General features: G+C 64.6%; 29 protein-coding genes. 12 read left to right on the forward strand and 17 right to left on the reverse strand.

Translation table 11 applies throughout. The annotated features are described in order from the left end of the window. Positions 1–80: 80 nt before the first annotated feature. Entirely contained in the window at positions 81–680 is a 600-nt protein-coding gene (locus tag ACP15I_RS06470; RefSeq protein WP_424967888.1) for a superoxide dismutase, read from the forward strand. Between the two features lie 123 nt (positions 681–803). Here ACP15I_RS06470 and ACP15I_RS06475 read toward each other — a convergent pair whose 3' ends face one another. After that, positions 804–1238, reverse strand: coding sequence for a hypothetical protein (locus tag ACP15I_RS06475; RefSeq protein WP_424974429.1), 435 nt, complete (start codon positions 1236–1238; stop codon positions 804–806). A 152-nt stretch (positions 1239–1390) separates the two neighbouring features. Between ACP15I_RS06475 and ACP15I_RS06480 the strand changes: the two genes are divergently transcribed. Then, the gene (locus ACP15I_RS06480) at positions 1391–1819 is read left to right on the forward strand and encodes a SufE family protein (RefSeq protein WP_424967890.1); all 429 of its coding nucleotides are present in this window, start codon (positions 1391–1393) and stop codon (positions 1817–1819) included. A 65-nt stretch (positions 1820–1884) separates the two neighbouring features. Here ACP15I_RS06480 and ACP15I_RS06485 read toward each other — a convergent pair whose 3' ends face one another. From ACP15I_RS06485 to ACP15I_RS06515, 7 genes are all read right to left on the reverse strand, one after another. Beyond that, positions 1885–2517 carry a DUF1638 domain-containing protein gene (locus ACP15I_RS06485; RefSeq protein WP_424967891.1) on the reverse strand — a complete coding sequence of 211 codons (633 nt, stop codon included), beginning with the start codon at positions 2515–2517 and terminating at the stop codon, positions 1885–1887. Next, a complete protein-coding gene (locus ACP15I_RS06490; protein ID WP_424967892.1) occupies positions 2514–2849 on the reverse strand; it encodes a YbjQ family protein in 336 nt (111 codons plus the stop codon). The genes ACP15I_RS06485 and ACP15I_RS06490 overlap by 4 nt, the downstream gene beginning before the upstream one ends. Further along, positions 2830–3048, reverse strand: coding sequence for a hypothetical protein (locus ACP15I_RS06495; protein ID WP_424967893.1), 219 nt, complete (start codon positions 3046–3048; stop codon positions 2830–2832). Before ACP15I_RS06495 ends, ACP15I_RS06490 begins: the two co-directional genes overlap by 20 nt. 62 nt (positions 3049–3110) lie before the next feature. After that, on the reverse strand, positions 3111–3815 hold the full coding sequence (locus ACP15I_RS06500) for a corrinoid protein (protein WP_424967894.1): 705 nt from the start codon (positions 3813–3815) through the stop codon (positions 3111–3113). A 112-nt stretch (positions 3816–3927) separates the two neighbouring features. After that, positions 3928–4950 carry a betaine--homocysteine S-methyltransferase gene (gene bmt, locus ACP15I_RS06505; protein WP_424974430.1) on the reverse strand — a complete coding sequence of 341 codons (1023 nt, stop codon included), beginning with the start codon at positions 4948–4950 and terminating at the stop codon, positions 3928–3930. 115 nt (positions 4951–5065) lie between these two features. Then, complete coding sequence (locus ACP15I_RS06510; protein WP_424974431.1) at positions 5066–6895, reverse strand: phosphatidylglycerol lysyltransferase domain-containing protein; 1830 nt, start codon at positions 6893–6895, stop codon at positions 5066–5068. 251 nt (positions 6896–7146) lie between these two features. Next, a complete protein-coding gene (locus ACP15I_RS06515; RefSeq protein WP_424967897.1) occupies positions 7147–7461 on the reverse strand; it encodes a DUF1476 domain-containing protein in 315 nt (104 codons plus the stop codon). Positions 7462–7641: 180 nt separating this feature from the next. Between ACP15I_RS06515 and purC the strand changes: the two genes are divergently transcribed. The 6 genes from purC to ACP15I_RS06545 all read left to right on the forward strand — a co-directional run bounded on the left by purC (position 7642) and on the right by ACP15I_RS06545 (position 13736). Next, positions 7642–8403, forward strand: a complete 762-nt coding sequence (purC, locus tag ACP15I_RS06520; protein WP_424967898.1) for a phosphoribosylaminoimidazolesuccinocarboxamide synthase — start codon at positions 7642–7644, stop codon at positions 8401–8403. A gap of 170 nt (positions 8404–8573) precedes the next feature. Then, complete coding sequence (gene purS, locus ACP15I_RS06525; RefSeq protein WP_424967899.1) at positions 8574–8804, forward strand: phosphoribosylformylglycinamidine synthase subunit PurS; 231 nt, start codon at positions 8574–8576, stop codon at positions 8802–8804. Beyond that, positions 8804–9841 carry a zinc-dependent alcohol dehydrogenase family protein gene (locus ACP15I_RS06530; RefSeq protein WP_424974432.1) on the forward strand — a complete coding sequence of 346 codons (1038 nt, stop codon included), beginning with the start codon at positions 8804–8806 and terminating at the stop codon, positions 9839–9841. The genes purS and ACP15I_RS06530 overlap by 1 nt, the downstream gene beginning before the upstream one ends. Positions 9842–9854: 13 nt before the next feature. Continuing rightward, complete coding sequence (purQ, locus tag ACP15I_RS06535) at positions 9855–10526, forward strand: phosphoribosylformylglycinamidine synthase subunit PurQ (RefSeq protein ID WP_424974433.1); 672 nt, start codon at positions 9855–9857, stop codon at positions 10524–10526. 103 nt (positions 10527–10629) lie between these two features. Next, on the forward strand, positions 10630–12387 hold the full coding sequence (locus ACP15I_RS06540; RefSeq protein ID WP_424967902.1) for a sensor histidine kinase: 1758 nt from the start codon (positions 10630–10632) through the stop codon (positions 12385–12387). A gap of 23 nt (positions 12388–12410) precedes the next feature. After that, positions 12411–13736, forward strand: coding sequence for a sigma-54-dependent transcriptional regulator (locus ACP15I_RS06545; protein WP_424967903.1), 1326 nt, complete (start codon positions 12411–12413; stop codon positions 13734–13736). Positions 13737–13907: 171 nt separating this feature from the next. On the opposite strand, the gene ACP15I_RS06550 is transcribed toward ACP15I_RS06545, so the two are convergent. After that, entirely contained in the window at positions 13908–14765 is an 858-nt protein-coding gene (locus ACP15I_RS06550) for an arginyltransferase (RefSeq protein ID WP_424967904.1), read from the reverse strand. Between the two features lie 247 nt (positions 14766–15012). On the opposite strand from ACP15I_RS06550, the gene ACP15I_RS06555 reads away from it, so the two are divergent. Next, positions 15013–15903 carry an autotransporter outer membrane beta-barrel domain-containing protein gene (locus ACP15I_RS06555; RefSeq protein ID WP_424967905.1) on the forward strand — a complete coding sequence of 297 codons (891 nt, stop codon included), beginning with the start codon at positions 15013–15015 and terminating at the stop codon, positions 15901–15903. A gap of 17 nt (positions 15904–15920) precedes the next feature. Here the strand turns inward: ACP15I_RS06555 and ACP15I_RS06560 are convergent, their stop codons facing one another. The 3 genes from ACP15I_RS06560 to ACP15I_RS06570 all read right to left on the reverse strand — a co-directional run bounded on the left by ACP15I_RS06560 (position 15921) and on the right by ACP15I_RS06570 (position 17496). Next, positions 15921–16364 carry an RDD family protein gene (locus ACP15I_RS06560; RefSeq protein WP_424967906.1) on the reverse strand — a complete coding sequence of 148 codons (444 nt, stop codon included), beginning with the start codon at positions 16362–16364 and terminating at the stop codon, positions 15921–15923. A gap of 95 nt (positions 16365–16459) precedes the next feature. After that, positions 16460–16861, reverse strand: a complete 402-nt coding sequence (locus tag ACP15I_RS06565) for a DUF2852 domain-containing protein (RefSeq protein WP_424974434.1) — start codon at positions 16859–16861, stop codon at positions 16460–16462. A gap of 164 nt (positions 16862–17025) precedes the next feature. Next, positions 17026–17496, reverse strand: a complete 471-nt coding sequence (locus ACP15I_RS06570) for a YbaK/EbsC family protein (protein ID WP_424974435.1) — start codon at positions 17494–17496, stop codon at positions 17026–17028. A 230-nt stretch (positions 17497–17726) separates the two neighbouring features. On the opposite strand from ACP15I_RS06570, the gene ACP15I_RS06575 reads away from it, so the two are divergent. Beyond that, positions 17727–18167: a RidA family protein gene (locus tag ACP15I_RS06575; protein ID WP_424974436.1), complete on the forward strand. Its 441-nt coding sequence runs from the start codon at positions 17727–17729 to the stop codon at positions 18165–18167. A gap of 202 nt (positions 18168–18369) precedes the next feature. On the opposite strand, the gene ACP15I_RS06580 is transcribed toward ACP15I_RS06575, so the two are convergent. Then, positions 18370–18981, reverse strand: coding sequence for a VPLPA-CTERM sorting domain-containing protein (locus tag ACP15I_RS06580; protein WP_424974437.1), 612 nt, complete (start codon positions 18979–18981; stop codon positions 18370–18372). A gap of 415 nt (positions 18982–19396) precedes the next feature. Next, a complete protein-coding gene (locus tag ACP15I_RS06585; RefSeq protein WP_424974438.1) occupies positions 19397–20026 on the reverse strand; it encodes a VPLPA-CTERM sorting domain-containing protein in 630 nt (209 codons plus the stop codon). A 481-nt stretch (positions 20027–20507) separates the two neighbouring features. Here ACP15I_RS06585 and ACP15I_RS06590 point away from each other — a divergent pair, with 481 nt between their 5' ends. Together ACP15I_RS06590 and ACP15I_RS06595 are read left to right on the forward strand one after the other, a co-directional pair. After that, positions 20508–22253 (forward strand): sugar phosphorylase, encoded by a 1746-nt coding sequence (locus tag ACP15I_RS06590; protein ID WP_424974439.1) that lies wholly within the window; start codon positions 20508–20510, stop codon positions 22251–22253. A 99-nt stretch (positions 22254–22352) separates the two neighbouring features. Next, entirely contained in the window at positions 22353–23048 is a 696-nt protein-coding gene (locus tag ACP15I_RS06595; protein ID WP_424974440.1) for a VPLPA-CTERM sorting domain-containing protein, read from the forward strand. Positions 23049–23119: 71 nt separating this feature from the next. Here ACP15I_RS06595 and arsB read toward each other — a convergent pair whose 3' ends face one another. The 3 genes from arsB to ACP15I_RS06610 are packed head-to-tail and all read right to left on the reverse strand — an operon-like array spanning position 23120 to position 26213. Continuing rightward, entirely contained in the window at positions 23120–24142 is a 1023-nt protein-coding gene (gene arsB, locus ACP15I_RS06600; protein ID WP_424974621.1) for an ACR3 family arsenite efflux transporter, read from the reverse strand. Between the two features lie 29 nt (positions 24143–24171). Continuing rightward, positions 24172–25398, reverse strand: a complete 1227-nt coding sequence (locus tag ACP15I_RS06605; RefSeq protein ID WP_424967501.1) for a glycosyl transferase — start codon at positions 25396–25398, stop codon at positions 24172–24174. Between the two features lie 26 nt (positions 25399–25424). Next, the gene (locus tag ACP15I_RS06610; RefSeq protein WP_424974441.1) at positions 25425–26213 is read right to left on the reverse strand and encodes an HAD-IIB family hydrolase; all 789 of its coding nucleotides are present in this window, start codon (positions 26211–26213) and stop codon (positions 25425–25427) included. Positions 26214–26225 lie beyond the last annotated feature (12 nt).

Below are 26225 nucleotides of genomic sequence, written 5' to 3' on the forward strand. Positions count from 1 at the left end.
ATCCGCTTCGAGCCCTTGACCTTGCGGAGCGAAGGCCTCTTATACCTCCTACACTGACCCAACGTGCGAGAGGGGCCGCCATGGCTTTTGAACTTCCCGATCTTCCCTATGCTCATGACGCGCTCGCGTCCAAAGGCATGTCCGCTGAGACGCTCGAATACCACCATGACCTGCACCACAAGGCCTATGTGGATAACGGCAACAAGCTGATCGCCGGCACCGAGTGGGAGGGCAAGACCCTCGAAGAGATCATCACCGGCACCTATGCCAAGGACGCCGTGGCGCAGAACGGGATCTTCAACAACATCAGCCAGTTGTGGAACCACAACCAGTTCTGGGAAATGATGGGCCCGGGCGATGCGGGCATGCCCGGCGAGCTGGAAAAGGCGATCACCGAGAGCTTTGGCTCGGTCGATGAGTTCAAGTCGCAGTTCTCCGCCGCGGGTGCTGGCCAGTTCGGTTCCGGCTGGGCTTGGCTCGTGAAGAATGCCGACGGCTCGCTTGCCGTGACCAAGACCGAGAATGGCGTGAACCCGCTCTGCTTTGGTCAGACTGCGCTGCTGGGCTGCGATGTGTGGGAGCATTCCTACTATATCGACTTTCGCAACAAGCGTCCGGCCTACCTGTCGAACTTCCTCGACAGCCTGGTGAACTGGGAAAACGTCGCGTCGCGCCTCTGAGCGTCGACCGAAAGACGATTCTGCAGCGCCCCGGTCGAACCGGGGCGTTTTGCGTTTCAGAGGGGATCGCGGTGATCCGGCGCGGCGGGTCTCAGGGGCGGACGGCGCCTGCGCGGGGCTGGCTCAGGGGCGGACGCTGCGCGAGTTCGAATTGGCGTTCACCACGACCCGGTTTACACCCTGCAGCTGGATGTCGCTGATGAAGCGCGCGGCCACGATCTCGCGCGAGCGCTCGGTGCCGGGCGGGCTCGGCAGGACCGGCTCGGCCACGCGGAATTCGAAGCTCAGCTCGCCATCGACCGGGCCATCCTCGGTCAGGGGCACAAGCTCGGCATCCCAGTAGCCCTGCACATCCGGCCGTCCCACCGCCGTCACCACGATCCCGCCGGGCAGGCGGTCGCGGCGCACCGAGGTCACGGTGCGCACGGATTGGCGCTGGTCGACGACAAAGACTTCGGGCGCGGGCTCCAGTCGCTCGATCTCGGGCTCGTTGGAAAACAGCTCGGCACACCCGGACAGCGCAAGCGCCATGCCCCCCAACAAAACAATCGACCGCACGTGGAGTGTCCTTCCCTTGATCCGATCCTCTCTGCCTATCGGATCGACAGCGCGTTGAAAACCCTGTCCCCCTGCCGGAACCGGGGCATTTTCGCTGGACGGGCTGAGCGCGGGCTCCTAGGTGAAGACCACACGCGACTGACGAGGATTCCATGGCCACCGAAGCTTTTGAAGACATCGCCGAAACCTTCGAGTTTCTCGAAGATTGGGAAGATCGCTATCGCCACGTGATCGACATGGGCAAGGCGATGCCGCCGCTGGATGAGGCGTTTCGGGTGCCGGCGACCAAGGTGGATGGCTGCGCCAGCCAGGTCTGGCTCCTGCCGCAGATCGAGGGGGCCGGGTCCGGCGCCGTGTTCGACTTTCAGGGCGAGAGCGACGCGATGATCGTGCGGGGTCTGATCGCGGTGCTCCATGCGCTGTATTCCGGGTTGCCCGTGGGCGAGGTGCTGGCGGTGGACGCGCCGGCCGAGCTGGCCCGGCTGGGCCTGCATGATCACCTTTCGGCGCAGCGCTCCAACGGGGTGCGCGCCATGGTCGAGCGGATCCGCAAGCTGGCCGCCGAGGCGCAAGCCGCCTGATCCTGCGGATCGGCGGGAGTCTGGGCCTCCGGCGGGGATATTTCCGGACTTAAGTGCGGTTGCGCTCAGGCACGGGCCAGTGCGGGCGCGAGATCGCCATAGCCGGTGAAGCGCCGCTCGAAGGGCAGGTCGAGCCGCGCTGCGCAGGCGCGGGCCTTGGCGGTCAGGGCCGGGTCCTCGGTCTGGGCCTGATAGACCAGCTTGGTGTAGTTCCCGAAATACATGTCGCGCAGTTCCGGGTGGCGGTCGAGCCCCATGGGACGCCAGACAAACGCATCGAACTGGCGCACGAGGAAATCGGTGAGGAAGAAGGCGGTGAAGTCCTGATCCGTCAGAGCGGCGAAGCGGTCATTGCCCTCAAAGAAGCTGTAGCAATGGGGGCCCGCGACCATCTCGACCCCGAGCTGCGCGCAGCGCGCCTGCAAAAGCCCGCCCGTGCCGCAATCGGCATAGACCACGAAGATCCGGTCATAGGCGCCCCGGGCTGCGGTGACCGCATCCTCCACCGCGTCGGGGATCCGCTCGGGATGGAGGTGAAGCTTGGCGGGCAGGCAGCTCAGCGTCATGTGATCCCAGCCATTGGCGCGCTTGAGCGCGAGGATCTCATGGGCCAGCGCGCCACAGGCGATGAGCAACACCTGACCCGGGCCCGCAGGCGCGATCCCGTGTTCGGTCAGGGTCGCGTCATCGGGGATCATTTCAGGCGCACCGCCGTGCCGTAGAACACCACCTCGGAGGCGGCCTGCTGGATGGTCGAGGTTTCCATCCGGGTGGCGACGATGGCATCGGCGCCCAGCTCATAGGCCTGTTCGATCATCCGGTCATAGGCCTGCTCGCGAGCACCCGCCAGAAGGCTCGCATATTCCTTGACCTCGCCGCCCACGAGATTGCGCAGGCCCGCCACGATGTCCGACCCGATATGTTTGGCCCGCACGGTGGAGCCGCGCACGAGACCCAGGGCGGCCTCGATCTCGCGTCCGGGCAGGCCATCGGTGGTGACCACGAGGATCTCACTTTTCGAGGTGATCATATTTGTCATCCTCCGCATTGCCGAGCCGCTGGGCGATCACCCGCCAGATCACGAATGCGATCAGGCCGATGGGGATAAGGCTGGCGAGACCGAGCCCGGGGGCTGCGACCGTCGCAAGCCCGAGACTGGCCACAAAGATCGTGGCCCCTGCTGCGGCCATGACCACCACGATGAGGAGCACGAATTTATCAAGGGGCATTGGGACCTCCTGTCCGTTCTGTCCCCTTTGATATGGCGATGGCGCGGCCCGGAAAGAAGGGCTCAGCTCGCCGCAAGCTGGTTATGCTTGCGCGCGATGAACTCCTTGGCGGTTTCCACGGCGACGGCGGCATCCCGGCAATAGGCATCCGCGCCGATCGCCTTGCCGAACTCTTCGTTCAGGGGCGCGCCGCCGACCAGCACGATATACTCGTCGCGGATGCCCTTCTCGACCATCGCGTCGATCACGACCTTCATATAGGGCATGGTGGTTGTGAGCAGGGCGGACATGCCGACGATATCGGCCTCCTCGCGCTCGGCCGCCTCGAGATAGTTCTCGACTGGGTTGTTGATGCCCAGATCGACCACTTCGAAACCGGCCCCTTCCATCATCATCGACACGAGGTTCTTGCCGATATCGTGGATATCGCCCTTCACCGTGCCGATCACCATCTTGCCCATGCGCGGCGCGCCGGTCTCGGCCAGAAGCGGTTTGAGGATGGACATCCCGCCCTTCATGGCATTGGCCGCCAGAAGAACCTCGGGCACGAAAAGGATCCCATCGCGGAAATCGTTGCCCACGATGGTCATACCCGCCACGAGCGCCTCGGTCAGCACGCGGTAAGGTTCCCAACCCCGCTCCAGCAGGATGTTCACGCCCTCTTCGATCTCCTCCTTGAGGCCATCATAGAGGTCGTCAAACATCTGGAGCACGAGGTCTTCGTCGTTGAGCTCGGAGAGGATGATGTCGTCGTCTTCGTCTGCCATGGGATCCTCGGTGGCCAGAAAGTGATGAGAAATCCTGTCCCGATCCGGCGGGGCAGGCTATTTGAATTGCGACATCGCGCGCGCACGCAACGACGCAATCAAGGCAAGGTGATCAGGCGCGACGCCGGCGGCGGGCCCGCTCGGGGCGTTTGGGGGCGCCTTCCTCGGTGCCGTCCACCGCCGAGGAGAAACCGCCCAGGGTCTCTGCGATCTCGTCGAGCGAGGGGCGCGGCAGGTTGGGGCCGCTCTCGTCGAGCGCGGCACGCATATGGCGCAGATGCTCGAAGGTCGTGCCACAGCAGCCGCCGATGACCGTCGCCCCCGAGGCGCGCGCGAGCTTGGCGTATTCGCCCATTAGCTCCGGCGTGCCGTCATAGTGGATATGGCCATCGACATATTTCGGAATGCCCGCATTGCCCTTGGCGATCAGGGGGCGTTCGCTGCCCGCGGCGCTGAACCCCAGCACCGTGCGCAGCAGATCCGACGCCCCCACGCCGCAATTGGCGCCGTAGGCCACGGGCGGGTGATCCAGGGTCTCGACCATCTTGGCCATCGCCGCCGAGGTCGTGCCCATCATGGTCCGGCCCGCCGTGTCGAAGCTCATGGTGCCGCACCAGGGCATGCCCGCCAGAAGGGCGGCTTCGGAGGCGGCCTTGTATTCCTCGGGGGCCGAGATCGTCTCAACCCAGAGGATATCCGCGCCACCGGCCTTCAGCCCCTCGGCCTGCTCATGGAACATCTCGACCGCAAGCTCATGGGTGAGCGGGCCCATGGGCGCCATGATCTCGCCGGTGGGGCCCATGGAGCCTGCGACCAGCACCTCTCGATCCGCCTTGTCGGCCACGGCGCGCGCGATCTCGGCGGCCCGCCGGTTCAGCTCGGCCACCCGGCCCTGGGCGTCATGGAGTTTCAGCCGCGCGGCATTGCCGCCAAAGCTGTTGGTGAGAAACAGATCGCTGCCTGAATCCACGGCCCCCTGATAGAGCGCGGTGATCTTGTCGGGCGCGTCCACATTCCACAGCTCGGGCGCGTCGCCAGAGGACAGGCCCATGTTGAACAGGGTCGTGCCCGTCGCGCCATCGGTCAGGAGCACCCCGCGCTCGGCAATCAATCGGGACAGCGGATCGGTGGTCATGGGCACAGGGCCTTTCAGGCAGAACGAGGAGGATGGCAACCGGGGGCGCCCCCGGGACGCCGGTGTCTCGCATGTCCCTTGTTATGAAGCAATTTCATAATTCTCATAATGGTGTTCAATTCCGCGCAAGTCCCACCGGGGCCGGGACATCGGGAGCGGCGGCATCCCGGGCGCAGCGGACCGCCGCACCGGGTTGGATCCGCCGAACCACATCGAACATCGCCAGTGTCAGTCCCGCGACACTGGGGGCGGCTACATAGCGGGTCTCCCAGCGGGGGGCGAAGGCGGATTTGAACTGGCGCAGACCGGGCGCATTGGCGCGTTTGAGAAGGCCGCTAGCCCACCGCGCCAGCAGCTCCGTCGGGGCCTTGGGGGGGGCATTGAGCGGGACCGCGGCCAGCGAGAACCGCTCGCAGCCTTCCGCGCGCGCCGTCTCGATGGCGGCCAGCACGAGACGATGGGTGGTTCCGTCCGGTACCTCGGCGGCCGAGCGCACCAGATCGAGCGCCCAGCCCCTGCGCGTCGTGTTGAAGGTGACAAAGGCCAGAAGGGTGCCCGCCCGGCGCGCGATGAAGATCCGCTGCGCCGAGAGCGGCGCGTCCTCGAAGCGGCTCATGGAAAAGCCCCGTTCACCGCCATTGCGCGCGGCCCAATCCGCTGAAAGCGCAGCCATTTCCCCATAGGGGGGCGCGCCTTGCAATTCGGCGAAGACGAGATCCGACTGCGCGACCTTGCGCAGTTTGCGCCGCAATTGCCGACATGCGCGCGCGTTCAGGTCGAACCGCGCCGGGTCGATCACCGCGTCCTCCGCCAAGGCACGCACGGTGTATCCCCGGGCCCGGGCCGCGCTGGCCAGCCGACCGTCGCATTTATAGAGGACCGGCACCGTGCCATCGCGGTGGGCCTCAGCCTCCAGCGCGTCAAGGGCGTCCTCGGGACGGGCCCGGGCGCAGAGCGGATCGAACAGTGCGACGAGCGCTTGCGGCGTCGGTGCCACCATCCAGCCCGTTTGGGCCTCGGGGACCCAGAGCAGGGTCTTGTCAATCTGCGAGTGCAGTTGGACCTCCGCATGGGGGATCTGCGCGGCTGCATGCTGTCCGGGGCAGGGGCCGAACTGGAACCGCTCGGGGGCCAGCGGCGTGGCATGGCGCCAGATCAGCGCCACCCCGGCGAGACTGGCGGGAAGGGCGTAGTACACGAGGCGAAACGCGATGCAGGCGGCGAGCAGATCGACCTCCGCCGAGGCGGGCAGCAGCGCAAGCAGCGTCACCTCGAAGGGTCCGACCCCGCCGGGTGTGCCGGACAGAAGTGCCGCGCCGAGCGCCAGCAGATAGACCGGCAGGAGGGCCACAAAGCCGATCCCCGCCCCCTCGGGCAGAAGCACCCAGAGTGCGACCGCCGCGAGCAACGTATCCACCGCCGTCAGGCTCAGCAGCCGCAGCATGGCCCGGATCGATGGCCAGCGCAGGGGAAGCCGGCGGATCCCGGGCTGAAACAGGCTGACCCCCAGCAGCGAGATCAGCGCCAATGCGGCAGCAGTGCCCCAGAGGCCGGGCGCACCGGGCAAAACGGGGGAGATGGCCAGCGCGCAGAGGGTGACGATCCCCCAACAGGCCAGAAACAGCACCGTCACGGTCAGCGTCAACTGCCCCGCGCGCAGCAGGGACAAGCGCGGCTCGAACCATTTCCACCGCACAAGCGCCCCGGTGATCAGGCCAAATCCGATGGTCTGCCCGATGGCGACGGCCGCGCGCCCGGCATGGGCGGCTTCCTGCGGGTCCTGACCGGTGCGCAGATGCCGGTGCAACACCACGTCATAGCGCCCCACGGCCCAGAAACTGCCCAGCGTGGCCAGCAGGGCTGTGGCCCAGGCCATGCCCGGCAAATCCGCAATCGCGATGCGCAGATCGGCGAGCGATACGGCTGCACAGCGCACCCACACCATGTAGAGGCATATCCCGCCCAGAAGGACAGGCAGGCCGTGTCTGAGCGTTGGGCCCGGCACCCACCGCCGCACCCCCGATACAGGTTGTCTGGACATGTTTTTCCCTCGCCTCCAGACCCGAAGGGCTAGCAGGAGAGGGTTTAGGATCCGGTTAAGCTCTGCGCGATCTGCACCGGCCCGACCCGCGCGGCGGCGGGCCGTTCGTCAGATCCCGGTTCAAGGGTCAGGGGCGATGTCGCCCCGGGACCGCATCAGGCTTCGTTCATCACCTGGTTCTGTGCTTCGACCAGCAATTCCGCCATCTTGGCGCGGATGGTGGCCTCATCGGCCTTGCTGCCGAGATCGCCGGATACCTTGCGGAACACGTCCTCATGGCCGGCTTCCTCGAAATCCGACTTGATCACTTCGCGGGCATAGGCGGTGGCGTCCTCGCCGGTCTTGCCCAGAAGCTCCGCCGCCCAGAGGCCGAGCAGCTTGTTGCGCCGGGCATCGGCTTTGAACTGCATCTCCGCATCATGGGCGTATTTTGCCTCGAATGCGTTCTCGCGGTCGTCGAATGTGGTCATCTCAGGTCCTCTGGCGCTGAAAACATTGCCTTAAAAGATATGGCGGTCTGCAGATGCGGCTGCAAGACCCTTGCGCGAGATTGCAGTGCCTTGCAGCATGGGGAGCCTTGCCCTATAGCGGGCGCACCCTGTCGCAGCGCTTGGACGACCGGGCCCCGATTTCTATCCCGGAGACAGTTCATGGCACGCCGCAAGAAGATCTACGAAGGCAAGGCCAAGATTCTCTATGAAGGTCCGGAGCCGGGCACGATTGTTCAATACTTCAAAGACGATGCGACCGCCTTCAATGCGGAAAAGAAGGCGACCATCGACGGCAAAGGTGTGCTGAACAACCGTCTGAGCGAGTTTTTCATGACCGGTCTGAACGGGATCGGGGTGCCGACTCACTTCCTCAAGCGGCTGAACATGCGCGAACAACTTGTGCGGTCCGTGGAAATTATTCCGCTCGAAGTTGTGGTGCGCAATGTCGCCGCAGGCTCGATCTCCAAGCGTCTGGGGATCGCCGAAGGCACGCCGCTGCCGCGTCCCATCGTGGAATTCTATTACAAGGACGACGATCTGGGCGACCCGATCGTCAGCGAAGAGCATATCATCGCGTTCCAATGGGCGACCCAGCAAGACCTCGATGACATGGTGGCGCTCGCCCTGCGGGTGAATGATTTCATGTCCGGCTGCATGCTGAGCGTCGGGATCAAGCTGGTGGATTTCAAGATCGAGGTCGGCCGCGTCTTCGAGGGCGATTACCAGCGTCTGATCGTGGCCGACGAGATCAGCCCGGACAGCTGCCGGTTGTGGGATATCGAGACGGGCCAGAAGCTCGACAAGGACGTCTTCCGCCGCGATCTGGGCAATCTGGCCGATGCCTATACGGAAGTGGCCCAGCGGCTCGGGGTGCTGCCCAAGAACGCCACGCCCATGACCAAGCCGACCCTGATCAACTGATCGCGTCGCGGCGCCCCTGGCGCCATGATCCGACCCGATGGCCCGCTGTCCCGCAGCGGGCTTTTTCCTGCGCGGGCGGGGCAGGGGCCGGATGGCCATGCCCCCAGAAGGGTTGAGCCCAACGGGCCAATGCGCTAACCGGGCGGTGTCATTCAAGAAGGAGCCAGCCCGTGAAAGCCACCGTCCATGTGATGCTGAAAACCGGCGTGCTTGACCCTCAGGGTGAGGCCGTGCGCCACGCGCTGGGATCCCTGGGGTTCGACGGGGTCGAGGGCGTCCGTCAGGGCAAGGTGATCGAGCTCGATCTCGCCGAGGGCACCACCGAAGCGCAAGTGACCGAAATGTGCGAGAAGCTGCTCGCCAACACGGTGATCGAAAGCTACCGGGTGGAGATGGCCTGATGCGGGCGGCGGTTCTGCGGGCCTATAACGAAGATCTCGTGCTCGAGGACGTGGCCGATCCGACCTGCCCGGAGGACGGTGTCGTGCTCAAGGTGTTGGCCTGCGGTGTGTGCCGCTCGGACTGGCATGGCTGGGTGGGCGAGCATCCCCGGGTGCTGCCGGGCCAGATCGGCGGTCATGAGTATTGCGGCGAAGTGATCGAGGCTGGGCCGCGGGCAACCCACAAGGTGGGCGACAAGGTCGTGGCGCCCTTCATCCTGGCCTGCGGGACATGCCCGTCCTGCCAGTCGGGTGCGCAGAACACCTGTCCGAACCAGCGCCTGCCGGGCTTTGTGGAGCCGGGCGCCTTTGCGGAATACGTCGCGGTGCCCTTCGACCATAACCTTTCGCTGCTGCCCGAGACGCTCTCGCCCACGGTGGCGGCGGGGCTCGGATGCCGGGTGACGACCGCCTGGCACGCGCTGACCGGGCGCGCGGCGCTGCAGGGGTCGGAATGGGTCGCGGTGCATGGCACGGGCGGCATTGGCCTGTCATCGGTGATCCTCGCCAACGCGCTTGGCGCTCGGGTGATTGCCGTGGATGTGGTGGACGAAAAACTGACCCATGCCGCGCAGCACGGGGCCGAAGTGACGCTGAACGCCCGCGACGACGATGTGGCCGCCCGGATCAAGGAGATCACCGGCGGCGGGGCCCATGTCTCGATCGAGGCGCTGGGGATTCAGGACACGGTGAACGCCTCGCTCGAATGCCTGCGCCCGCTGGGCCGCCACGTGCAGGTCGGTCTGCCCACGGGCCACACTGCGCGCATGGATGTGAACATGTCGGCGATCTATCAGGGCAATCTCGCGGTCTATGGCACTCGGGGTATGCCCTCCTGGCGCTACCCGAGCCTGCTGAGCCTGATCGAAACCGGGCGCGTGGACATGTCCCCGCTGATCGCCCGCGAAATCGGGCTGTCGGGCACCTCGGAAGAGCTGCGCGCCTTCAACGGGCCGACCCCGCCGGGTGTGGCCGTCATCACCGATTTCCTGAGCTGAAGGACCGATCCCCATGAAAGCAGCCATCATCGTCTTTCCCGGATCCAATTGCGACCGCGATCTGGCCGAGGCGTTCCGCAAGACCACCGGCGTCGAACCGGTCATGGTCTGGCACAAGGACACCGCGCTGCCCGCCGGGGTGGACATCATCGGTGTGCCGGGCGGGTTTTCCTTTGGCGACTACCTGCGCTGCGGTGCGATTGCAGCGCAATCGCCGATCGCGCAGTCGGTGAAGGGCTTTGCCGAAAAGGGCGGTCCGGTGCTGGGGATCTGCAACGGGTTTCAGGTGCTGTGTGAGACGGGTCTGCTGCCCGGTGTGCTGATGCGGAATGCGTCGCTGAAATACATCTGCAAGCCCGTGGGCCTGCGGGTCGAGAGCAGCCAGGCCCCTTATACCAACGCCTATGCAGATGGCGAAGAGATCACGGTGCCCATCGCGCACCATGACGGCAATTACCGCGCCGATGCCGAGACGCTCGACCGGCTCGAAGGCGATGGTCGCGTGGCGTTCCGCTACACCGACAATCCCAATGGCTCGGACCGCGATATCGCCGGGATCCTCTCGGCCAATCGCCGCGTGCTCGGCATGATGCCTCACCCGGAGCGCGCCTTCGAGCCGCTCCATGGCGGCACCGATGGCGCACGGCTCTTCTCCGGGCTTCTGGACGCGCTGAGCCCGGCCTGACGGGGCGCCCCCATCCACCGCTGATCGGGCAGGGCGGCGAGCCCTTGCCACCGGCGCCTGCAGCCCGCTTGTGGCATGTCCGGAACCCGCGTATCCCTAGGGTATGACGGTTACGCCGGACGATCCCTCCAGCTCCCTCAGCCGCGCCTCCAGTGCGGCGCGGGTTGTGGCCCTGCTGCTGGCAGCGGTGGCTGTGGCCGTGGTCTGGATCACGAATATCTGGCTGACGGATCGGTTCACCGAGACCACCCGGGATCGGGCCGAGCTGCGCCTGTCGCTCTATTCCAACGCCATCGTCTCCGAGGTGCAGCGAAACTCTGTCGTGCCGCTTTTGTTGTCGCGCGACCCGGTGATCATCAGCGCGCTGACGCGGGATGACCATCTGGCGACCTCCCAGCGGCTGATCAGCCTGCGCGAAGAGATCGGCGCGGCCTCGCTCGAATTGCTCAACGAATCCGGGCGTACGGTGGCGGCGACAGACCGTACGCAGCTGGGCACCCAGCACCGCAATGCGCCCTATTTTGTGGAGGCTCTGCGCTCCAGCGGGACGGTCTTCACGATCACCCCGACAGAAAGCGGACGCTTTGACTTCGCCTATTCCCGGCTGATCGAATTCGACCAGAGGGTGCTCGGCGTGATGGTGGTCGAGGTCGATCTGCGCAAGCTCGAGGAACGCTGGTCCGGAGGCTCGGACGCCATTCTGGTCACCGACAGTCAGGGTCAGGTCATCGTCGCGACCGAGCCGCGCTGGCGGGGCCTCTCCGTGGATGAGGCGCTCGGCGTGCAATCGGCCCCCTCGGCAATTGCCCGGGCGATCCAGAAGACCGGCGAGTGGACCGGACGCTTTCCCGAGACCTATCTGAGCGGCGAGGCGGTTCTGAAACTCGACATGCTGGTGCCGTTCCGGGGCTGGCGACTGACCTCTTTCGTGACCTATTCCTCGGTGCGCGAGCGGGTGAACTCGGTCCTCGCGCTCGAGATCATGACCTTCGCGATTCTCATCGCGGTGGTGTTTTACCTCCTCAGTCGGAGGGCCGTGTCGACCTCGGTTTTCTTCCAGAGGGAGTCGGCAGAACTCCGCCAGTTGAATGACCGGCTGCAGCAGGAAATCGCCGAACGGGAACGGGTTGAAAAGACGCTCGAACAGGCCGAACAGACCCTCGCCCAGAGCCAGAAATTGGCCGCCCTGGGGGAGATGTCGGCCGCTGTCAGCCATGAGCTGAACCAGCCGCTGGCGGCGATGAAGACCTATCTGGCGGGCGCGCGTCTGCTGCTGCAACGCAAGCGGATGGACGAGTCCCTGAGCTCATTCGCGCGGATTGATGACCTGATCGACCGGATGGGCAAGATCACCCGGCAGCTCAAGTCCTTCGCCCGCAAGGGGGAGGACGCGTTCCAGCCCGTGGATCTGCGCGAGGCCCTGTCCTCGGCGCTGGCCATCATGGAGCCGCAGCTCAAGCAAGGTCTTGTAAAGATTGAAAGAACCATGCCGAAACAGCCCATTCTCGTGATGGGGGACCGGATCCGGCTGGAACAGGTGATCGTCAATCTTCTGCGCAACGCGATGGATGCCACCTCGGGCGAGAGCGCACCGGTGATCGAGCTCGATCTGAGCGCGGGCGAGACCGCGCGGCTTTCGGTGCGCGACAACGGGCCGGGGATCACGGATTTCGACCAACTCTTCGAGCCCTTCTACACCACCAAGCAGCCCGGCGACGGGGTCGGTCTCGGCCTCGCGATCTCGTCGGGGATCGTGTCCGATCACGGCGGACGGTTGATGGCCCGGAACAGGACCGGTAACGGGGCCGTGTTCGAGATGCGTCTGCCCCTCTGGACGGCGGGCAGCCAAGCGGCAGAATAGGCGCCGCAACCAAGGAGAGTCCCATGCCAAAGGCCATGAAGATCGCCATCGTCGATGACGAACAGGATATGCGCCAGTCCATCAGCCAGTGGTTGGCCCTGTCCGGCTACGACACGGAAACCTTCCCCAGCGCCGCAGACGCGCTCAAGGGGATCGAGACCGGCTATCCCGGGATTGTGGTCTCGGACATCAAGATGCCGGGCATGGACGGAATGGCCTTTCTCAAGCGGTTGATGAGCGTCGATAGCGCCTTGCCGGTGATCATGATCACCGGGCACGGGGATGTGCCCATGGCGGTCGAGGCCATGCGTTTGGGGGCGTTCGATTTTCTCGAAAAGCCGTTCAACCCGGATCGCATGACCGAGCTCGCAAAGCGTGCCACGGATGCAAGGCGTCTGACGCTGGAGAACCGCGCTCTGCGCCGCGAGCTGGGCGATGGCACGGTGTTGATGCGCAAGCTGATCGGGGCGTCGCCGGCGATGGAGCGGCTGCGCGAGGACATTCTCGATCTCGGCCAGGCCGACGGCCATGTGCTCATCGATGGCGAGACCGGGACGGGCAAGACACTGGTGGCCCATGCGCTGCACGCGGTGGGGCCGCGGGCGGGCAAGCCGTTTCTGATCCAGAGCTGCGCTGCGGATGAGGATCTGGCCCGCAAACTCTTTGGTCCGGTGGAGGAGGGGATGCCCCTCCCGCTGGTGGAGCAGGCGCGCGGCGGGACCCTGTGCCTCGAGGATATCGAGGCGCTCTCGCCCGAGGTTCAGACGCGTCTGCTGGGGCAACTCAATGACAGCGCCGCCGGGATCGAGACGCGGATCATCGCGATCTGCAACCTCGCCGAGGACGGCAAGACGGTCGAGGATACCTTGCGGCCGGACCTGTTCTACCGGCTGGCGGCGATGCGGATCACCCTGCCGCCCCTGCGTCAGCGGGGCGAGGATATCCTGACGCTGTTCTCGCATTACGCGGATCTCTATTGCGAGGAATATGGCTGTGACGCGCCGCAGATCGCCGCCCAGGAGGCCGCTCAGCTCTTGCAAGCCCCGTGGCCGGGCAATGTGCGCCAGCTCATCCATGTGGCCGAGCGGGCGGTGCTGCAGAACCGGCGTGGCTCGGGCTCGATCGCCTCGCTGCTGATGGCGGATAATGCCGAGATGGGGCCGGCGATCACCACCGAGGGCAAGCCGCTCAAGGAGTATGTCGAAGCATTCGAGCGGATGCTGATCGACAACACCATGCGGCGGCACAAGGGGTCCGTGGCGGCGGTCATGGACGAGCTCTGCCTGCCGCGCCGGACGCTCAATGAAAAGATGGCGAAATACGGGCTCGCGCGGGCGAACTACCTTTAGGGGATGGTGCCGGCGTTAGGGGATAGGCCCGGGCGCCGACCGCATGCGGTCGGCGCGGACGCGCCAGAACCACCCGGTTCGAGACCGGTCTGACGGTGGGTCGATGCGGGTCCGCCGATCGCGCATGCGCGATCGGCCACCGAACCTCCGTAATGACAAGAGTAAACCTGCTTAGCCGCCCCGGCGATCCGTGGGCAGCGTATCGGGCAGGTTGATTTTCGCCACCTGCTCGGCAATCGGATCCACGTTCAGCGGGTGCGTATCCTGGCTGTGACTTTCCGGATCCCCAATCGGTTGCCAATCGCCGTTCTTGTAGATCTCCAGCCCCGAGAACCCGGCCTTGTAGCCCATTTTGGGACTGCCCGGCACCCAGTAGCCCAGATAGACATATGGCAGCCCGGCTTCGCGCGCGATCTCCACATGGTCCATGACCATGAAGGTCCCCATGGAGTTCCGGCTCAGCACCGGATCGTAGAATGAGTACACCATGGACAGCCCGTCATCGAGCACATCCGTCAGGCACACCCCGGCCAGCCGCCGTTGTGCCCGGCTGCGCAGGTCATCCTCGCCATCCGTGTGGCGATACTCCACCACGCGCGAGCGTACGGGCGTTTCCTCGATCATCGCGGCGAATTCGAAGATATCCATATCTGCCATCCCGCCCTCAGCATGGCGCGCATCGAGATACTTCCGGAAAAGCGCGTATTGATCCTCCGTCGCCCAGGGCGAGGTGGCCTCACGCTGCAGGCTGCGGTTGCGGGCGATGGTCTTGCGCTGGCTGCGCGACGGCGCAAAAGCCGACACATCGATCCGCGCCGACAGGCACGCGGTGCATTCCGCACAGCTCGGTCGGTAGAGCACATTCTGCGAGCGCCGGAAGCCCTGCTTGGACAGCGCATCATTCAGCGTCTCGGCATAGTCGCCTTGCAGGGCCGTAAACAGCTTACGCTCCATGCGGCCCTCGATATAGGGGCATGGCTGCGGCGCTGTGACATAGAACTGCGGCGCTAGGGGAAGCGTATGGCGCATGGGTACCGATGTGAGTGACGTCTGACAAAACGGTAGCAAGCTCCGCCCGTCCCGCCAAGATACTTTTGGCCGCGCCGGGGCCACAGATGCTTGACCCCTTAGTCGTATAAGCGGATCGTCCCCTTGGCTGAGACGAAAAGACCGCGCCCGGGGGGCTAAGACTGTGAATAATCCCGAAATTCCGACCCCGTTGTTGCGATTCGTTCCGGGAGTATGCGCGGGCCTCCTGACACTGGGCGGACCTGTCATGGCGCAGGATCTGCCAATTGTCGGCGTGCTGGGCCGCGCGGTCGAAGAGCAGGCCGCCGAAGCTCTGGCGATCTTCGGCCTGATCGCGGTGCCCAATGACGCCGCCTCGACCATCTCGCTAGACGGGACCGGAGGGGCCACGGACCTGCTGAGCATTCAGACCGGGGGCGGGTTCCGGGTGTCTGAGGAGTTTCCGCTTTATCTCGAGGGCTTCGCGGGGTTCCAGCGCTACGACCCGCGCTTCGTGCTGTCCAATGGCGCGGACAGCTCCGAGACCTTCGCCCGCTGGAACGCCGCAGCCCTGACCGGTGGTGTCGGCTGGGAGTTCGACGTCAACGAACGCTTTGTCATCCGCCCCATGGTCCATCTCACCCTAGGCACCGTGGTCAGTGACCTGGAGCTGGGCGCGAAGTTCATCGGCAACCAGGTCGACAAGGATCTCGATTTCCTGATCGACGGCTCCCTGACCGCCGGGGGCTATGGTGCGTCGCTCAGCGGGGTCTATGAGCTGCTGCGCGAGGATTACGAGTTCGAATTCAGCGCCCGCCTGTCGCATATGGAGCTCAGGACGCTTGCCAGCTCATCCGACGTGGACGCGTCTTCGGACGTGTCCGTTGCCAGCTTCTGGACCCGGTACCGCCAGCCCATCGACGGGTGGCGCGCCTTTGACCAGCCGGTGCGCTGGGTCGTGGACGGGTCGCTTGGGATCTACGAGGGCGGGCCGAACGAGTTTCCGGGCATCGACTGGCTCGCGGGGATCGGCGCCGGGCTGGAGCTTGATGTCTCGAAGACCAAGCTGATCTTCACGCAGCGCGCGCGCCTGATGGCGCGCTACTATTTCGGCGAGAAGTATCGCGGCTACGGCTTCGGGCTCAGCATATCGTTCTGAGCCCGGCCGCCCGTGCCCTAGCCCATCCGAGCGCTGCGGTTCAGGGCAACGGTGCCAAGAATGTGGTCGGTCAGACCCTGCTTGCGCTCGCTCATCAGCATCAGCGCGATCGAGACAAGCTGCAGCGGGAAGATCGCGATCGACACGTGATAACCCAGCGTGTGGAAAAAAGCGCTCATCATGTCGAGCCGCTGGCCATTGCCCTCGCGGATCTCGATGCTGGCAAACCGCATCCCCCAGGTCGCGCCATTCCCGCTCAGGGTGACCCAGCGATAGAGAAAGCTCGCCATCAGCCACAGGAAGGGCAGGTAAAAGAGCGCGGTGAACAAGGTGATCGGCACCAAGACCACCGTGATCCCGGCGATGACCAGAAAATCCACCCCCCAGGCGATCAGGCGCTTGGTGGGCACATCCGCATACATCTCGGCATCTGCATAGGGATCGGGCAGGGCGGTGGTCATCGGGGTCGGGTCCTTTTCTGGGCGGTCTTGGGTATATCGGGATGCGACCCCGCCCGGACAAGCCGGGCAGGGCCTTTATGCGTCGCGGACAGGGCTCAGGCCTCTGTCGGGGTCTCGGACACGTCAGAGCGCGTCTTAGCGTTCCGGGCGCGCTCGTCCATGAACTGGTCGAACTCGGATTTGTCCTTGGCAGAGCGCAGACGCTCGAGGAAGGCCTCGAAGGCATCCTGCTCATCCTTCAGGCGCTGCAGCGTCTCGGCCTTGTAGGCGTCAAAGGCGGTGTTGCCCGAGGATTTGAAGCCGTGGCTCATGTGACGGGACCGGTGTTTGCAGGACGATTTAAACATTTTCTTTCCCCAGATCATGTAGAAGAGAAGCGCGAGGCCGATGGGCCAGAAGAAGATGAAGCCGAGGACCATTGCTGCGATCCAGGCGGGCTTCCCTTTACTGTCAAGCCACGTCTCAGCTTGAGAGGGCCAGGTTGCAACGGTACTCATTTGTGTGTGCTCCATGTTGTGTGTGTCTATGTGAATTCGTTTCACATCACATCAGATGGGAGCCTCACAGGGCCGTGACAAGGGTCAATGTTAAAAAAGTTTACTTTTCGCGGCGCGGCGTGGTTTCCGCCCGTTTTCTCAAGGAAATAGCGGATTGCACTCCGCTAGGCGGTAAAATCCGCCAGCTCTGCACCGGACAGCCGCAGCAGATCGGCAGGGGCAATCGGGAAGATATGGCGCGGGGTGCCCGCCGCGCCATAGACCAGATCGAAGTCCATCAGGCGCGGGTCGCACCAGGCGCGGATCGGGGTGAGATGACCCACGGGCGAGACCCCGCCAATGGCAAAGCCGGTCTGGGCCCGGATCAACCCGGCATCGGCCTTGCCCAGCGGCGCGCCGGCCACTGCGCTGGCCTTGGCGGCATCCACCTGATTGCCGCCCGCCGTGAGAAACAGCACCGCATCCCCGGCGGTCTCGTCGCGAAAGATGATCGACTTGGCGATCTGGTCCAGCACGCAGCCCGCCGCCTCCGCTGCCTGCTGCGCGGTGCGGGTCTCGGTGCCCATCTCGAGCACAGCGCCCTCCATCCCGGCGGCCTGCAACGCCGCCACAACCCGTTTCAAACTTTTGCTCATCTGATCTTCCCCATGTCTTGGGACCGGGATGCCGCAGGGATCGGGCAATCGCAAGCCTGTCCTGCGGCGGACCATCCCCGGCGCGCAAGGGGGGGCGGGTCTAGGCAAGCATTGGGCGAACCACTGCGCATGGGTTTGCCGGGACCGGTTTGCCGACCCTTGACCCCGCGCCGCAGGAGGGATCGACTGGCCCCAGCGGCGCGGGAGCGCCCCAACCGGGAAGGACGCCCATGGCCGAGAGCTACAACCCTCCAACCGTCTGGCGCCCGTTCGGCGCATTCTCTCAATCCGTGATCGCGGGCGCGGGGCGGACGGTGTACCTCAAGGGGCAGGTGGCCCTGTCCGCCGAGAACGAGATCGTCGGCGAGGGCGATATGGCCGCGCAGGTGACGCAGGTTCTGACCAATACCTCGGAGATCCTCGCCTCCATGGGCGGCCGGATGAGCGATATCGTCTCGCTGCAACAATTCACGACCGACATTCAGGCCTTCATGGGCTGCGGCGAGATCCGGGCGGGCTTCTTCGCAGCGCCGTACCCGGTGACGACCACGCTGGAGGTGGCTGCGCTCTATGACCCCAGACTGCTGATCGAAATCACGGGGATCGCTGAAATCCCTCTGGACCGCTTTGTCCCCCCGGAGGACGCGGAAGAGATGCACGGGCCAAGCTGACCGGTAGCAGCCCCCCGACACGCGACCGCCTTAGGCGCGGGGCGCTGTCTTGTGTCCCGCGGTCTGAGGCCTGCGTCAGCGGTGCTCTCACCCAGAGGGCACAAGGGGCGATGTCGCCCGGCGTTCCGACGTCCCGCTGACAAGCACATCGCGGCCCCCGCGGTCTGCGCCTGCCGCTGACCTCGCGCCGGGTCTGTGCAGTTCAGACGCGCGACCTCCGCCGGGCGAGCCCCAGACCGCCCAGGCCCGCCAGCAAGAGCCATCCGGCGGCGGGAAGGGGGATCTCGGCGGGCACGTCAAAGTCGGTTTTCTCGATCTCACCCTCCAAGAGCACATCCACGATAGTGTCCCCGTAAACCTCGAAGAGGCTCGCATTTGCCGACGAAAAATCGAGCGCGGCGAGGTCGGCGAAACTGGATCCGACGAGGCCGTCAAACGTCCACTCGACGACCACGTTGCCGATATCCTCACCGGAGCTGATGCTGGTCTCGTCAGCACCGATGAACAGCAAGATATCGGTATCGCCGTTGGTCTTCGTCGTGACATCGAGGAATGCGCTCTTGCTTGGGGTAATCAGGGAAATCGTCTCAAACCCGACCGCCGCTGTCAGCGTGTCGAGCGCGTAAGAGGTCATTGTCGGGCTCTGGAAAACAGGCGGCTCCGACAGTTCGGCTGTGATCAGAAAACTGTCTCCGATACGAATGCCGCCTCCGAGGTCGGAGGACGTGATCGTGCCATGAACCGTGAGGGTGGCGGCGATGGACTGGGTCGCCCCAAGGATGAGCAGAAGCGCAAATGCGAGAGATTTGATCATGGAAGGGGGCCTTTCAGCGGGGGGAATTCCGGGGATGAAATAACGTTTGGCGTGAATGCGCGCGCGCGGCTGGTAATTGCGAAACCTCGCCCCGCCGGTGCAGCGTTGACGGGGCGGGTCTGTCTGTCAAGCCGCAGGCCCACCCGGTCGCTGCAAGGAGATCTCCGAGGGCCGGAATTGGGCACACGCCGGGTAAGCCTGCATGTCTGAGGGCTCAATCTGATCCCGCTGCGTCTTGGCCGTAGGCAAGGGGCCCCTCGGCGCTGCTTTCACAGCAGGGTGGCAAACCGCGCAGAACGGGCATAACGCGACCCGCCTGATCCTCGCGGGGCTGCAGAGATTAGGTGATGCGCGGCAGCGACCCTGCTCAGACGCGATCGGTCCCAAGCCCGTTCCCTTGGCGCTTGCCCCGCGCTCAGGCGTGCCGACGACGCCGGGCGAGCCCCAGACCGCCCAAGCCCGCCAGCAAGAGCCATCCCGCGGCGGGCAGGGGAATGGGCGCAGGCAGCGTGAAAGACTCCGCCGTGATGGTGCCAGCCACGCCGGTGATTGACGTACGGGAATCCGCCGCAGTGAAAGCACTCTGGGTCGCCGAGGCGAAGTCCAGCGCGACGAGATCCGCGAAACTGCTGCCGACCGCTTCGTCGAACGTCCAACGGGCCCCAAAATTGCTGAAGAAGGCGTTCGCGGAGCTGGTGAATGTACCGGGGTTCAGGAACAGGCTCACCGTCGAAGAGGAGTCAATGACTGAGATTCGCAGAGACGCGGCATTGGTCGGCGCGATCAGGGACAGGGTCGCGGAGCCGATTTGGGCGGTCAACGTCTCAAGCCTGTATTCAGTGTCCGAAAAAAACGGAGGGACGTCAAACTCGAAGAATGCAGGCTCCGCCACCGTGGCGGTCAGGGTGAAATTGTCGCCCATCTCGGCGCCGACCCCTGGTGCGGCACTGTCCACAACGCCCGAAGCGGTGATCGTGAGGGTCGCGGCCATGGCAGGGGCTGCACCAAGACCGAGCACCAGCGCGGCCAACAAGGATTTCAACATGCGATATACTTTCAATTAAAAGGCCTGACGGGCAGACGCCGCATGATTGGGGCGGCTCGGCGCATTGTGTTTTGGCAACCCATCTCGCGCTGGCGGATTTGCGGTGCGCGGATGTCGACCTTCGTGACATCGGTGTCTTCTGTCAACAGCGCGCCCACAAGACAGCGCGATGCATGCGAAAGATCGAGAACTGCGTTTCCAAAAGCGAAGCAATGTTCCTCATTTCGCCAGTTGCACGCGGGCTCCACAGTCGACCGCGCGATTGGGTCGAGCAAACGCTGTCTCTCGGGGGGCGAGCGGCGCGCGGTGCTATAGAGGCGGGGGCAGAACCGGTCTTGCCTGCAATCCGGGCAGTTGCGCGCCGGTCATACAACCGGGCCGGGAAATTCATGAAATGGGCGTATTGTCTGCTTCCCAAAGCCCTTTTGTGCCCGTATGCCGAGGGAAGTTTGCCCGCATTTCCAAGACCCAGCCGCACCCCATGTCCAAGCCGACCCAGACCCTGCGCCTGCGCCTTGCAGAGCTGTTGTCCCAGATCTATCCGGATCTGAGCGCTGATATCCTGAGCACGCAGGTGCTCGAGGCGTTTTTCCCGGACGAGACACCGCGCCGCAAGCGGGCGCGCACGCCCGGCAACAACCTGTGGTCCGAGAACGATGCGGTGCTGATCACCTATGGCAACTCGCTGGTGGATGGAACGCACAAGCCGCTGGATCTGCTCAATGATTTCCTGCTGGAATACCTCAAGGGGGTGGTCAACGGCGTGCATATCCTGCCGTTTTTTCCGTTTACCTCCGATGATGGCTTCGCGGTCACCGATTACCGGGCGGTGAACCCGTCGCTGGGGGATTGGCCGGATATCAACCGGATCGCGGATGAGTTCCTGCTGATGTCGGATCTGGTGCTCAACCATGTCTCGAGCCAGGGCGCGTGGTTCAATGCTTACCGGCAGGGGCACGCCCCCTATGACCGGTTCTTCTTCGAGGCCTCGCCCGAGGCTGACGTCTCGGAGGTGGTCCGCCCGCGCACGACCCCGCTCTTGCAGGAGGTCGAGACCTCCGCCGGGCCGCGCCATGTGTGGTGTACCTTCAGCCATGACCAGATCGATCTGGACTTCCGCAATCCCGAGGTCCTGCTGGAGTTTCTGCGGATCATGCGGCTGCATATCAACAATGGTGTGCGGATCATCCGGCTCGATGCGGTGGCCTTCATCTGGAAGGTGATCGGCACCAAGTCGATCCACCTGCCCGAGACCCACGCCATCGTGCGGTTGATGCGGCTCTTGTGTGACTTCGCGCAGGAGCCGGTGATCCTGCTCACCGAGACCAATGTGCCCAATGCCGAGAACCTGAGCTATTTCGGCAACCGCAACGAGGCCCATGCGGTCTATAACTTCACCCTGCCGCCTCTGGTGCTCCATGCAATGATGTCGGGCAGCGCGGAGTATCTCAATCGCTGGCAGGTGGGCATGCCCCCGGCGCAGTTGGGCTGTGCCTATCTCAATTTCACCGCCTCCCATGACGGGATCGGGATGCGCCCGGCCGAAGGCGTGCTTCCGGAAGAGGAGAAGGCCAAGGTCATCGACACGGTGCGCGATCTGGGCGGGCTCGTCTCCATGCGCGCGCTGCCCGGTGGCGGCGAGAGCCCCTATGAGCTGAACATTACCTTCTTCGAGGCCATGGGCGGCACCTTCAAGGGGCGCGACGACTATCACATCGCCCGGTTCCTCTGCTCCCAGACCATCGTCATGTCGCTGGAGGGGATCCCGGCCTTCTACATCCATTCGATGCTGGCCACGCCGAACGATCATGAGCAGGTGGAGCGCCGGGGCATGAACCGCGCGATCAACCGGCACAATTGGGAATACCCGCGCCTCAAGGACGAGCTGTCGAACCCCGATAGTGTCCATGCCCAGGTACTGGGGGCGCTCTCGGACCGGTTGCGCCTGCGCTCGGGGCAGAGTGCGTTCCACCCCAATGCCACGCAATTCACCCTGCAACTCGACCCGCGGATCTTTGGCGTCTGGCGCCAGAGCCTCGACCGCGACCAGTCGGTCTTTGCCCTGCATAATGTCAGCGACGAGACCGTCTTCATCTCGCCCGGGGCCATCAACCTGATCGAAGGGGCGGATTGGACCGATCTGCTCAGCGGCGAACGGATCCGCTCAGACGGAACAGAGATCCCCCTTGCGCCTTATCAGTGCCGTTGGATCACCAATCGCGGCTAGAATTCGGCCCGATCCCCGTATTTACTGCTTAATAAGTTGGCAATATTCATTAACGCGGCTACGCTCAGGCATGTGTATCGCTATGTTATTGGAGTGCTCATGCGATTTTTGAATGTTCCCAAGATTGGTCTGGCGGCGCTTGCCGTGCTCGGTGTCACTGCTGCCGCATCCCACGCCGCGACGATTACAGCCGATATCGTCATTTCCTACAATGAACCCGTCGTCGCCAATCCGGGCGGACCGTTCAACGGCGTGTTCGACGGCATCCCGAACGGGCGCGATGGCGGTGCCGAGTACGAACAGGTGGACCTGAATATCGGCAATGTGGACACCGGAACCGTGATCGGGGATGGCAACGAGAACACCTATGTCTCCCTGCCGACAGGCACCGAGATCGTGGTCGGGTTCTCGCAAGGTTTCATCATCGACGGCACCGGCAACGACCTCTTCATCGACGAGATCGGCAATGGCGGCGAGGATGCGAATGTCTTCGTCTCCGAGGATTTCGGCAGCACATTCACCTTCCTCGCCGTGGCGCAGGGCAACCGGACGAACAATTTCGATTTCTCGGATTTCGCAGGGCTGGGCCCCGACATCAAGGTGAACGCGGTCAAGCTCGTGGGGCTCGACAATGGCGGCACCGCGCCGGGCTTTGATTTGACCTTTGTGCAGGGACTGGATGGCAGCGTTGTGATCGACCCGCAAATCCCGCCGATCCCGCTTCCGGCGGCTGGCTGGCTGCTGCTTGGGGCGCTGGGGGGGATGGGCGCGCTGCGTCGCAAGTCCCGCCGCTGACCAACCCGCCATAAAAACGCGCAACGCCGTCCTCGCAAGGGGGCGGCGTTTTCCTTTGCAAGTGGCGCGCGCTAGCGCTTGGGAAACCAGCCGCGCGTGCGGTTGGCGAAGGCCACCAGGGACAGCATCACAGGCACCTCCACCAGCACGCCGACCACCGTGGCGAGCGCGGCGCCGGAGCCCAGGCCGAAGACGCTGATCGCCACGGCCACGGCCAGCTCGAAGAAGTTCGAGGTCCCAATCAGGGCGCAGGGGGCGGCGACCTTGTGGGGCACCCGCCAGGCCTTGGCCGCATAATAAGCGATAAAGAAGACCCCGTAGCTCTGGATCAGGAGCGGCGCGGCAATCATCGCGATGACCAGCGGCGTCTCGAGGATCACGCGTCCCTGAAATCCGAAGAGCAGCACAACCGTCAAAAGTAGCCCCGCGACCGAGGCCGGTTTGATCCGGGCCTGCAGGGCCTCCAGCGCGGGCGCTCCGCCCTGATCCAGCATCCGCTTGCGCACCAACACGCCCGCGGCAAGCGGGATCACCACATAGAGCGCGACCGACAGCAGCAGCGTCTCCCACGGCACGACGATATCCGTCATCCCCAGCAAAAGTGCGACGATGGGGGCGAAGGCAAAGACCAGCACCACGTCATTCACGCTCACCTGCACCAGCGTATAGGTCGGATCGCCCCGGGTCATGGTCGACCAGACAAAGACCATCGCCGTGCAGGGCGCAGCGCCCAGCAGGATGACGCCCGCCAGATAGGCCTGTGCATCCTCGGGTGGGATGAAGGGCGCGAAGATCACCTTGAAAAACAGCACACCAAGGGCCGCCATGGAGAAGGGCTTGATTAGCCAGTTCACCACCAGCGTGATCACCAGCCCCTTGGGCCGCGTCGCCACGCCGCCCAGCGCGCCGAAATCCACGCCCAGCATCATGGGAAACACCATGGCCCAGATCAGCACCGCCACGGGCAGGTTGACCGAGGCCACTTCCAGCGCGGCAAGCGTGGCGAAGACACCGGGCATCACGCTGCCCAGCAGCAGTCCCGCCCCGATGGCCAGCGCGACCCAGACCGACAGGAACCGCTCGAACCGGCCCATGGGGTTGGGCGCAGCCGCGGCGGTCTCGCTCATGTCTCGCCGAATTCCGCCACATCCGCGGCCGCGGCCTTGCGGAAATCCTGCAGGAAGGCCGGGTCGGCGGCATGGACCCGGTTCCAGGTCGGGATGAAGGGCGTCTCGGAGGGGTTGTCCAGAAACGCCTGACCCGCCCGCATGATGTTTTCGGCAAAGAGCTCGATCGACTGCTCCTCCCGGTGGCGGTCGATGGTCAGCCCGTTCATCTTGGCGTCCGAGTAATAGGCTTCCAGCAGGTCGAGGGCCGAACGGTAATAGGTGGCCTTCAGGGTACGGAAGACATGGGTCGTGAACACCGTGCCATCGGCGGCCAGCTTGCGGAAGATCGACTTGCAGATATCCGTCGACATGCGGCTGAGCCCGGTGGAGGCGTCCTCTTCGCTCAGATCCTGATGCTTGTGGTCATAGGCATCCGAGATCTCGACCTGACAGACCGCCTTGGGGGCAAGGTTGCGCCAGGCCTCCGAGAGCACACCGATCTCGAGCCCCCAATCCGACGGGATCCGCAGGTCCGGCAGGATGCCCGTGCGCATGGCGAACTCCCCCGAGAGCGGGTAGCGGAAGCTGCGCAGGTAATCGAGGTAATCGCGATCCCCGATCACCCGTTTCAGCGCGATCAGCAGGGGCGAGACCAGCAGGCGCGTGACCCGCCCGTTCATCTTGTCCTCGCCGATCCGCGGGTAATAGCCCTTGGCCACCTGATAGGGGAAGTTCGGGTTGACCACCGGATAGACCAGACGGGCCAGCATATCGCGGTCATAGGTCAGGATATCGCAATCATGGATCGCCATGACCGCACTGTCCTGACAGGCCATGAGGTAGCCGAGGCAGGACCAGACATTCTTGCCCTTGCCCGCCTCCTGCGGATAAAGGCCCATGGCCTCCAGCCGCGCGCCCAGTTCCAGCATCCGCGGGCTGTCATTCCAGATGACGATATGTTCCTGGGGCAGGCGGCTGAAAAACTCGCGCGCATGCCGGTACTGGGCCTCATCGGCGCGATCGAGCCCGATGATGATCCGGTGCAGATAGGGCACCTCCGCCAGCTCGTTGAGGATATGGGGCAGGGCGGGGCCCTCAAGCTCGGAATAGAGCGAGGGCAGGATCAGGCTGATCTTGCGCGTCTGGGCATAAACCGAGAGCTCATAGGTGATTTCATCAACCGACCGCGTGCGCAGATTGTGCAGCGTTGCGATGTTTCCGTTCTGGTGAAAGTCTGCCACGCCTCTAGCCCTTTTATCTTTGTCGTTTACGCGCCCAGGGAAGAGACTACGGCGCACACCGCCATGTTCCAACCGGAAGGGCCAGGTTTTTTCGTGCGGCGGATGGGCCCATCGGGGCCCGCCTCTCCGCGCAGGGGGGGCAGGGGGCGGCTATGGGGATTGGCCACCACGATGCCGATATCCGCTGTCTCCAGCATTTCCACGTCATTCGGCGCATCCCCGAGCGCGAGCGTCAGGCCCGGACGGTAGGTCGCGATGATCTCGGCCATGCGGTCCGCCTTGGTGCCGCCGAAGGACAGGGTGAGGAACCGACCGCCGCGCCGGGCCTGCAACCCCTGATCCGCGAGGGCCGCGACGAAGGCGGCCTCGCTGGCCGCGTCCCCGTCCCAGAGCCCGGGTTCCGAAAAGGCGCGCCGCCGTGCCATGGCGGCCTCCGACATGCGGAGGCCGGTGACCCGCGCAACCTCGCCGTCAGTCATATCTCCGAAGCCCCGGAATTGCGCGCGCAGATCCGCGGGCAGCGCGTTGAGCGCGCCTCTGAGGCGCGCATAGGTCCCGGCATCGGGATCAGGGGCCGCATGGGGCGCCAGCAGCCCCGCGCCATTCTCGACAATGGCCGGGCAGTTGTTGCGCCCGAGGGCGGCGCGTAGAGGCGCGATCTCGGCGGCGGTCTTGGAACTGGCCAGCACCAGCGGTGCACCGATCTCGGCCAGCGCATCCAGCGCGGGCTGCGCCGGTGCATAGCTGTAGCTGTCATGGTCCAGAAGGGTGCCGTCGAGATCGGTGAAGACAAGCAAGGGGACGGGCGTGGTCATGGGGCTTGGTTA

The sequence above is a fragment of the Dinoroseobacter sp. S124A genome (genome assembly GCF_049801015.1).
Lineage (GTDB): Bacteria > Pseudomonadota > Alphaproteobacteria > Rhodobacterales > Rhodobacteraceae > Dinoroseobacter.

Bases quoted from the DNA above. Each gene is read 5' to 3' on its own strand.
- ACP15I_RS06560 (WP_424967906.1), bottom strand. From the start codon at position 16,364: ATGACCACCGCCCTGCCCGATCCCTATGCAGATGCCGAGATGTATGCG.
- purC (WP_424967898.1), top strand. From the start codon at position 7,642: ATGGCACGCCGCAAGAAGATCTACGAAGGCAAGGCCAAGATTCTCTAT.
- ACP15I_RS06555 (WP_424967905.1), top strand. From the start codon at position 15,013: ATGGCGCAGGATCTGCCAATTGTCGGCGTGCTGGGCCGCGCGGTCGAA.
- ACP15I_RS06500 (WP_424967894.1), bottom strand. From the start codon at position 3,815: ATGGCAGACGAAGACGACGACATCATCCTCTCCGAGCTCAACGACGAA.
- ACP15I_RS06470 (WP_424967888.1), top strand. From the start codon at position 81: ATGGCTTTTGAACTTCCCGATCTTCCCTATGCTCATGACGCGCTCGCG.
- ACP15I_RS06575 (WP_424974436.1), top strand. From the start codon at position 17,727: ATGGCCGAGAGCTACAACCCTCCAACCGTCTGGCGCCCGTTCGGCGCA.
- ACP15I_RS06595 (WP_424974440.1), top strand. From the start codon at position 22,353: ATGCGATTTTTGAATGTTCCCAAGATTGGTCTGGCGGCGCTTGCCGTG.
- ACP15I_RS06545 (WP_424967903.1), top strand. From the start codon at position 12,411: ATGCCAAAGGCCATGAAGATCGCCATCGTCGATGACGAACAGGATATG.
- ACP15I_RS06490 (WP_424967892.1), bottom strand. From the start codon at position 2,849: ATGATCACCTCGAAAAGTGAGATCCTCGTGGTCACCACCGATGGCCTG.
- ACP15I_RS06495 (WP_424967893.1), bottom strand. From the start codon at position 3,048: ATGCCCCTTGATAAATTCGTGCTCCTCATCGTGGTGGTCATGGCCGCA.
- ACP15I_RS06540 (WP_424967902.1), top strand. From the start codon at position 10,630: ATGACGGTTACGCCGGACGATCCCTCCAGCTCCCTCAGCCGCGCCTCC.
- purQ (WP_424974433.1), top strand. From the start codon at position 9,855: ATGAAAGCAGCCATCATCGTCTTTCCCGGATCCAATTGCGACCGCGAT.
- arsB (WP_424974621.1), bottom strand. From the start codon at position 24,142: ATGGGCCGGTTCGAGCGGTTCCTGTCGGTCTGGGTCGCGCTGGCCATC.
- ACP15I_RS06570 (WP_424974435.1), bottom strand. From the start codon at position 17,496: ATGAGCAAAAGTTTGAAACGGGTTGTGGCGGCGTTGCAGGCCGCCGGG.
- ACP15I_RS06565 (WP_424974434.1), bottom strand. From the start codon at position 16,861: ATGAGTACCGTTGCAACCTGGCCCTCTCAAGCTGAGACGTGGCTTGAC.
- ACP15I_RS06550 (WP_424967904.1), bottom strand. From the start codon at position 14,765: ATGCGCCATACGCTTCCCCTAGCGCCGCAGTTCTATGTCACAGCGCCG.
- ACP15I_RS06610 (WP_424974441.1), bottom strand. From the start codon at position 26,213: ATGACCACGCCCGTCCCCTTGCTTGTCTTCACCGATCTCGACGGCACC.
- ACP15I_RS06510 (WP_424974431.1), bottom strand. From the start codon at position 6,895: ATGGTGTGGGTGCGCTGTGCAGCCGTATCGCTCGCCGATCTGCGCATC.
- ACP15I_RS06480 (WP_424967890.1), top strand. From the start codon at position 1,391: ATGGCCACCGAAGCTTTTGAAGACATCGCCGAAACCTTCGAGTTTCTC.
- ACP15I_RS06580 (WP_424974437.1), bottom strand. From the start codon at position 18,981: ATGATCAAATCTCTCGCATTTGCGCTTCTGCTCATCCTTGGGGCGACC.
- ACP15I_RS06590 (WP_424974439.1), top strand. From the start codon at position 20,508: ATGTCCAAGCCGACCCAGACCCTGCGCCTGCGCCTTGCAGAGCTGTTG.
- ACP15I_RS06585 (WP_424974438.1), bottom strand. From the start codon at position 20,026: ATGTTGAAATCCTTGTTGGCCGCGCTGGTGCTCGGTCTTGGTGCAGCC.
- ACP15I_RS06530 (WP_424974432.1), top strand. From the start codon at position 8,804: ATGCGGGCGGCGGTTCTGCGGGCCTATAACGAAGATCTCGTGCTCGAG.
- ACP15I_RS06515 (WP_424967897.1), bottom strand. From the start codon at position 7,461: ATGACCACATTCGACGACCGCGAGAACGCATTCGAGGCAAAATACGCC.
- ACP15I_RS06485 (WP_424967891.1), bottom strand. From the start codon at position 2,517: ATGATCCCCGATGACGCGACCCTGACCGAACACGGGATCGCGCCTGCG.
- bmt (WP_424974430.1), bottom strand. From the start codon at position 4,950: ATGACCACCGATCCGCTGTCCCGATTGATTGCCGAGCGCGGGGTGCTC.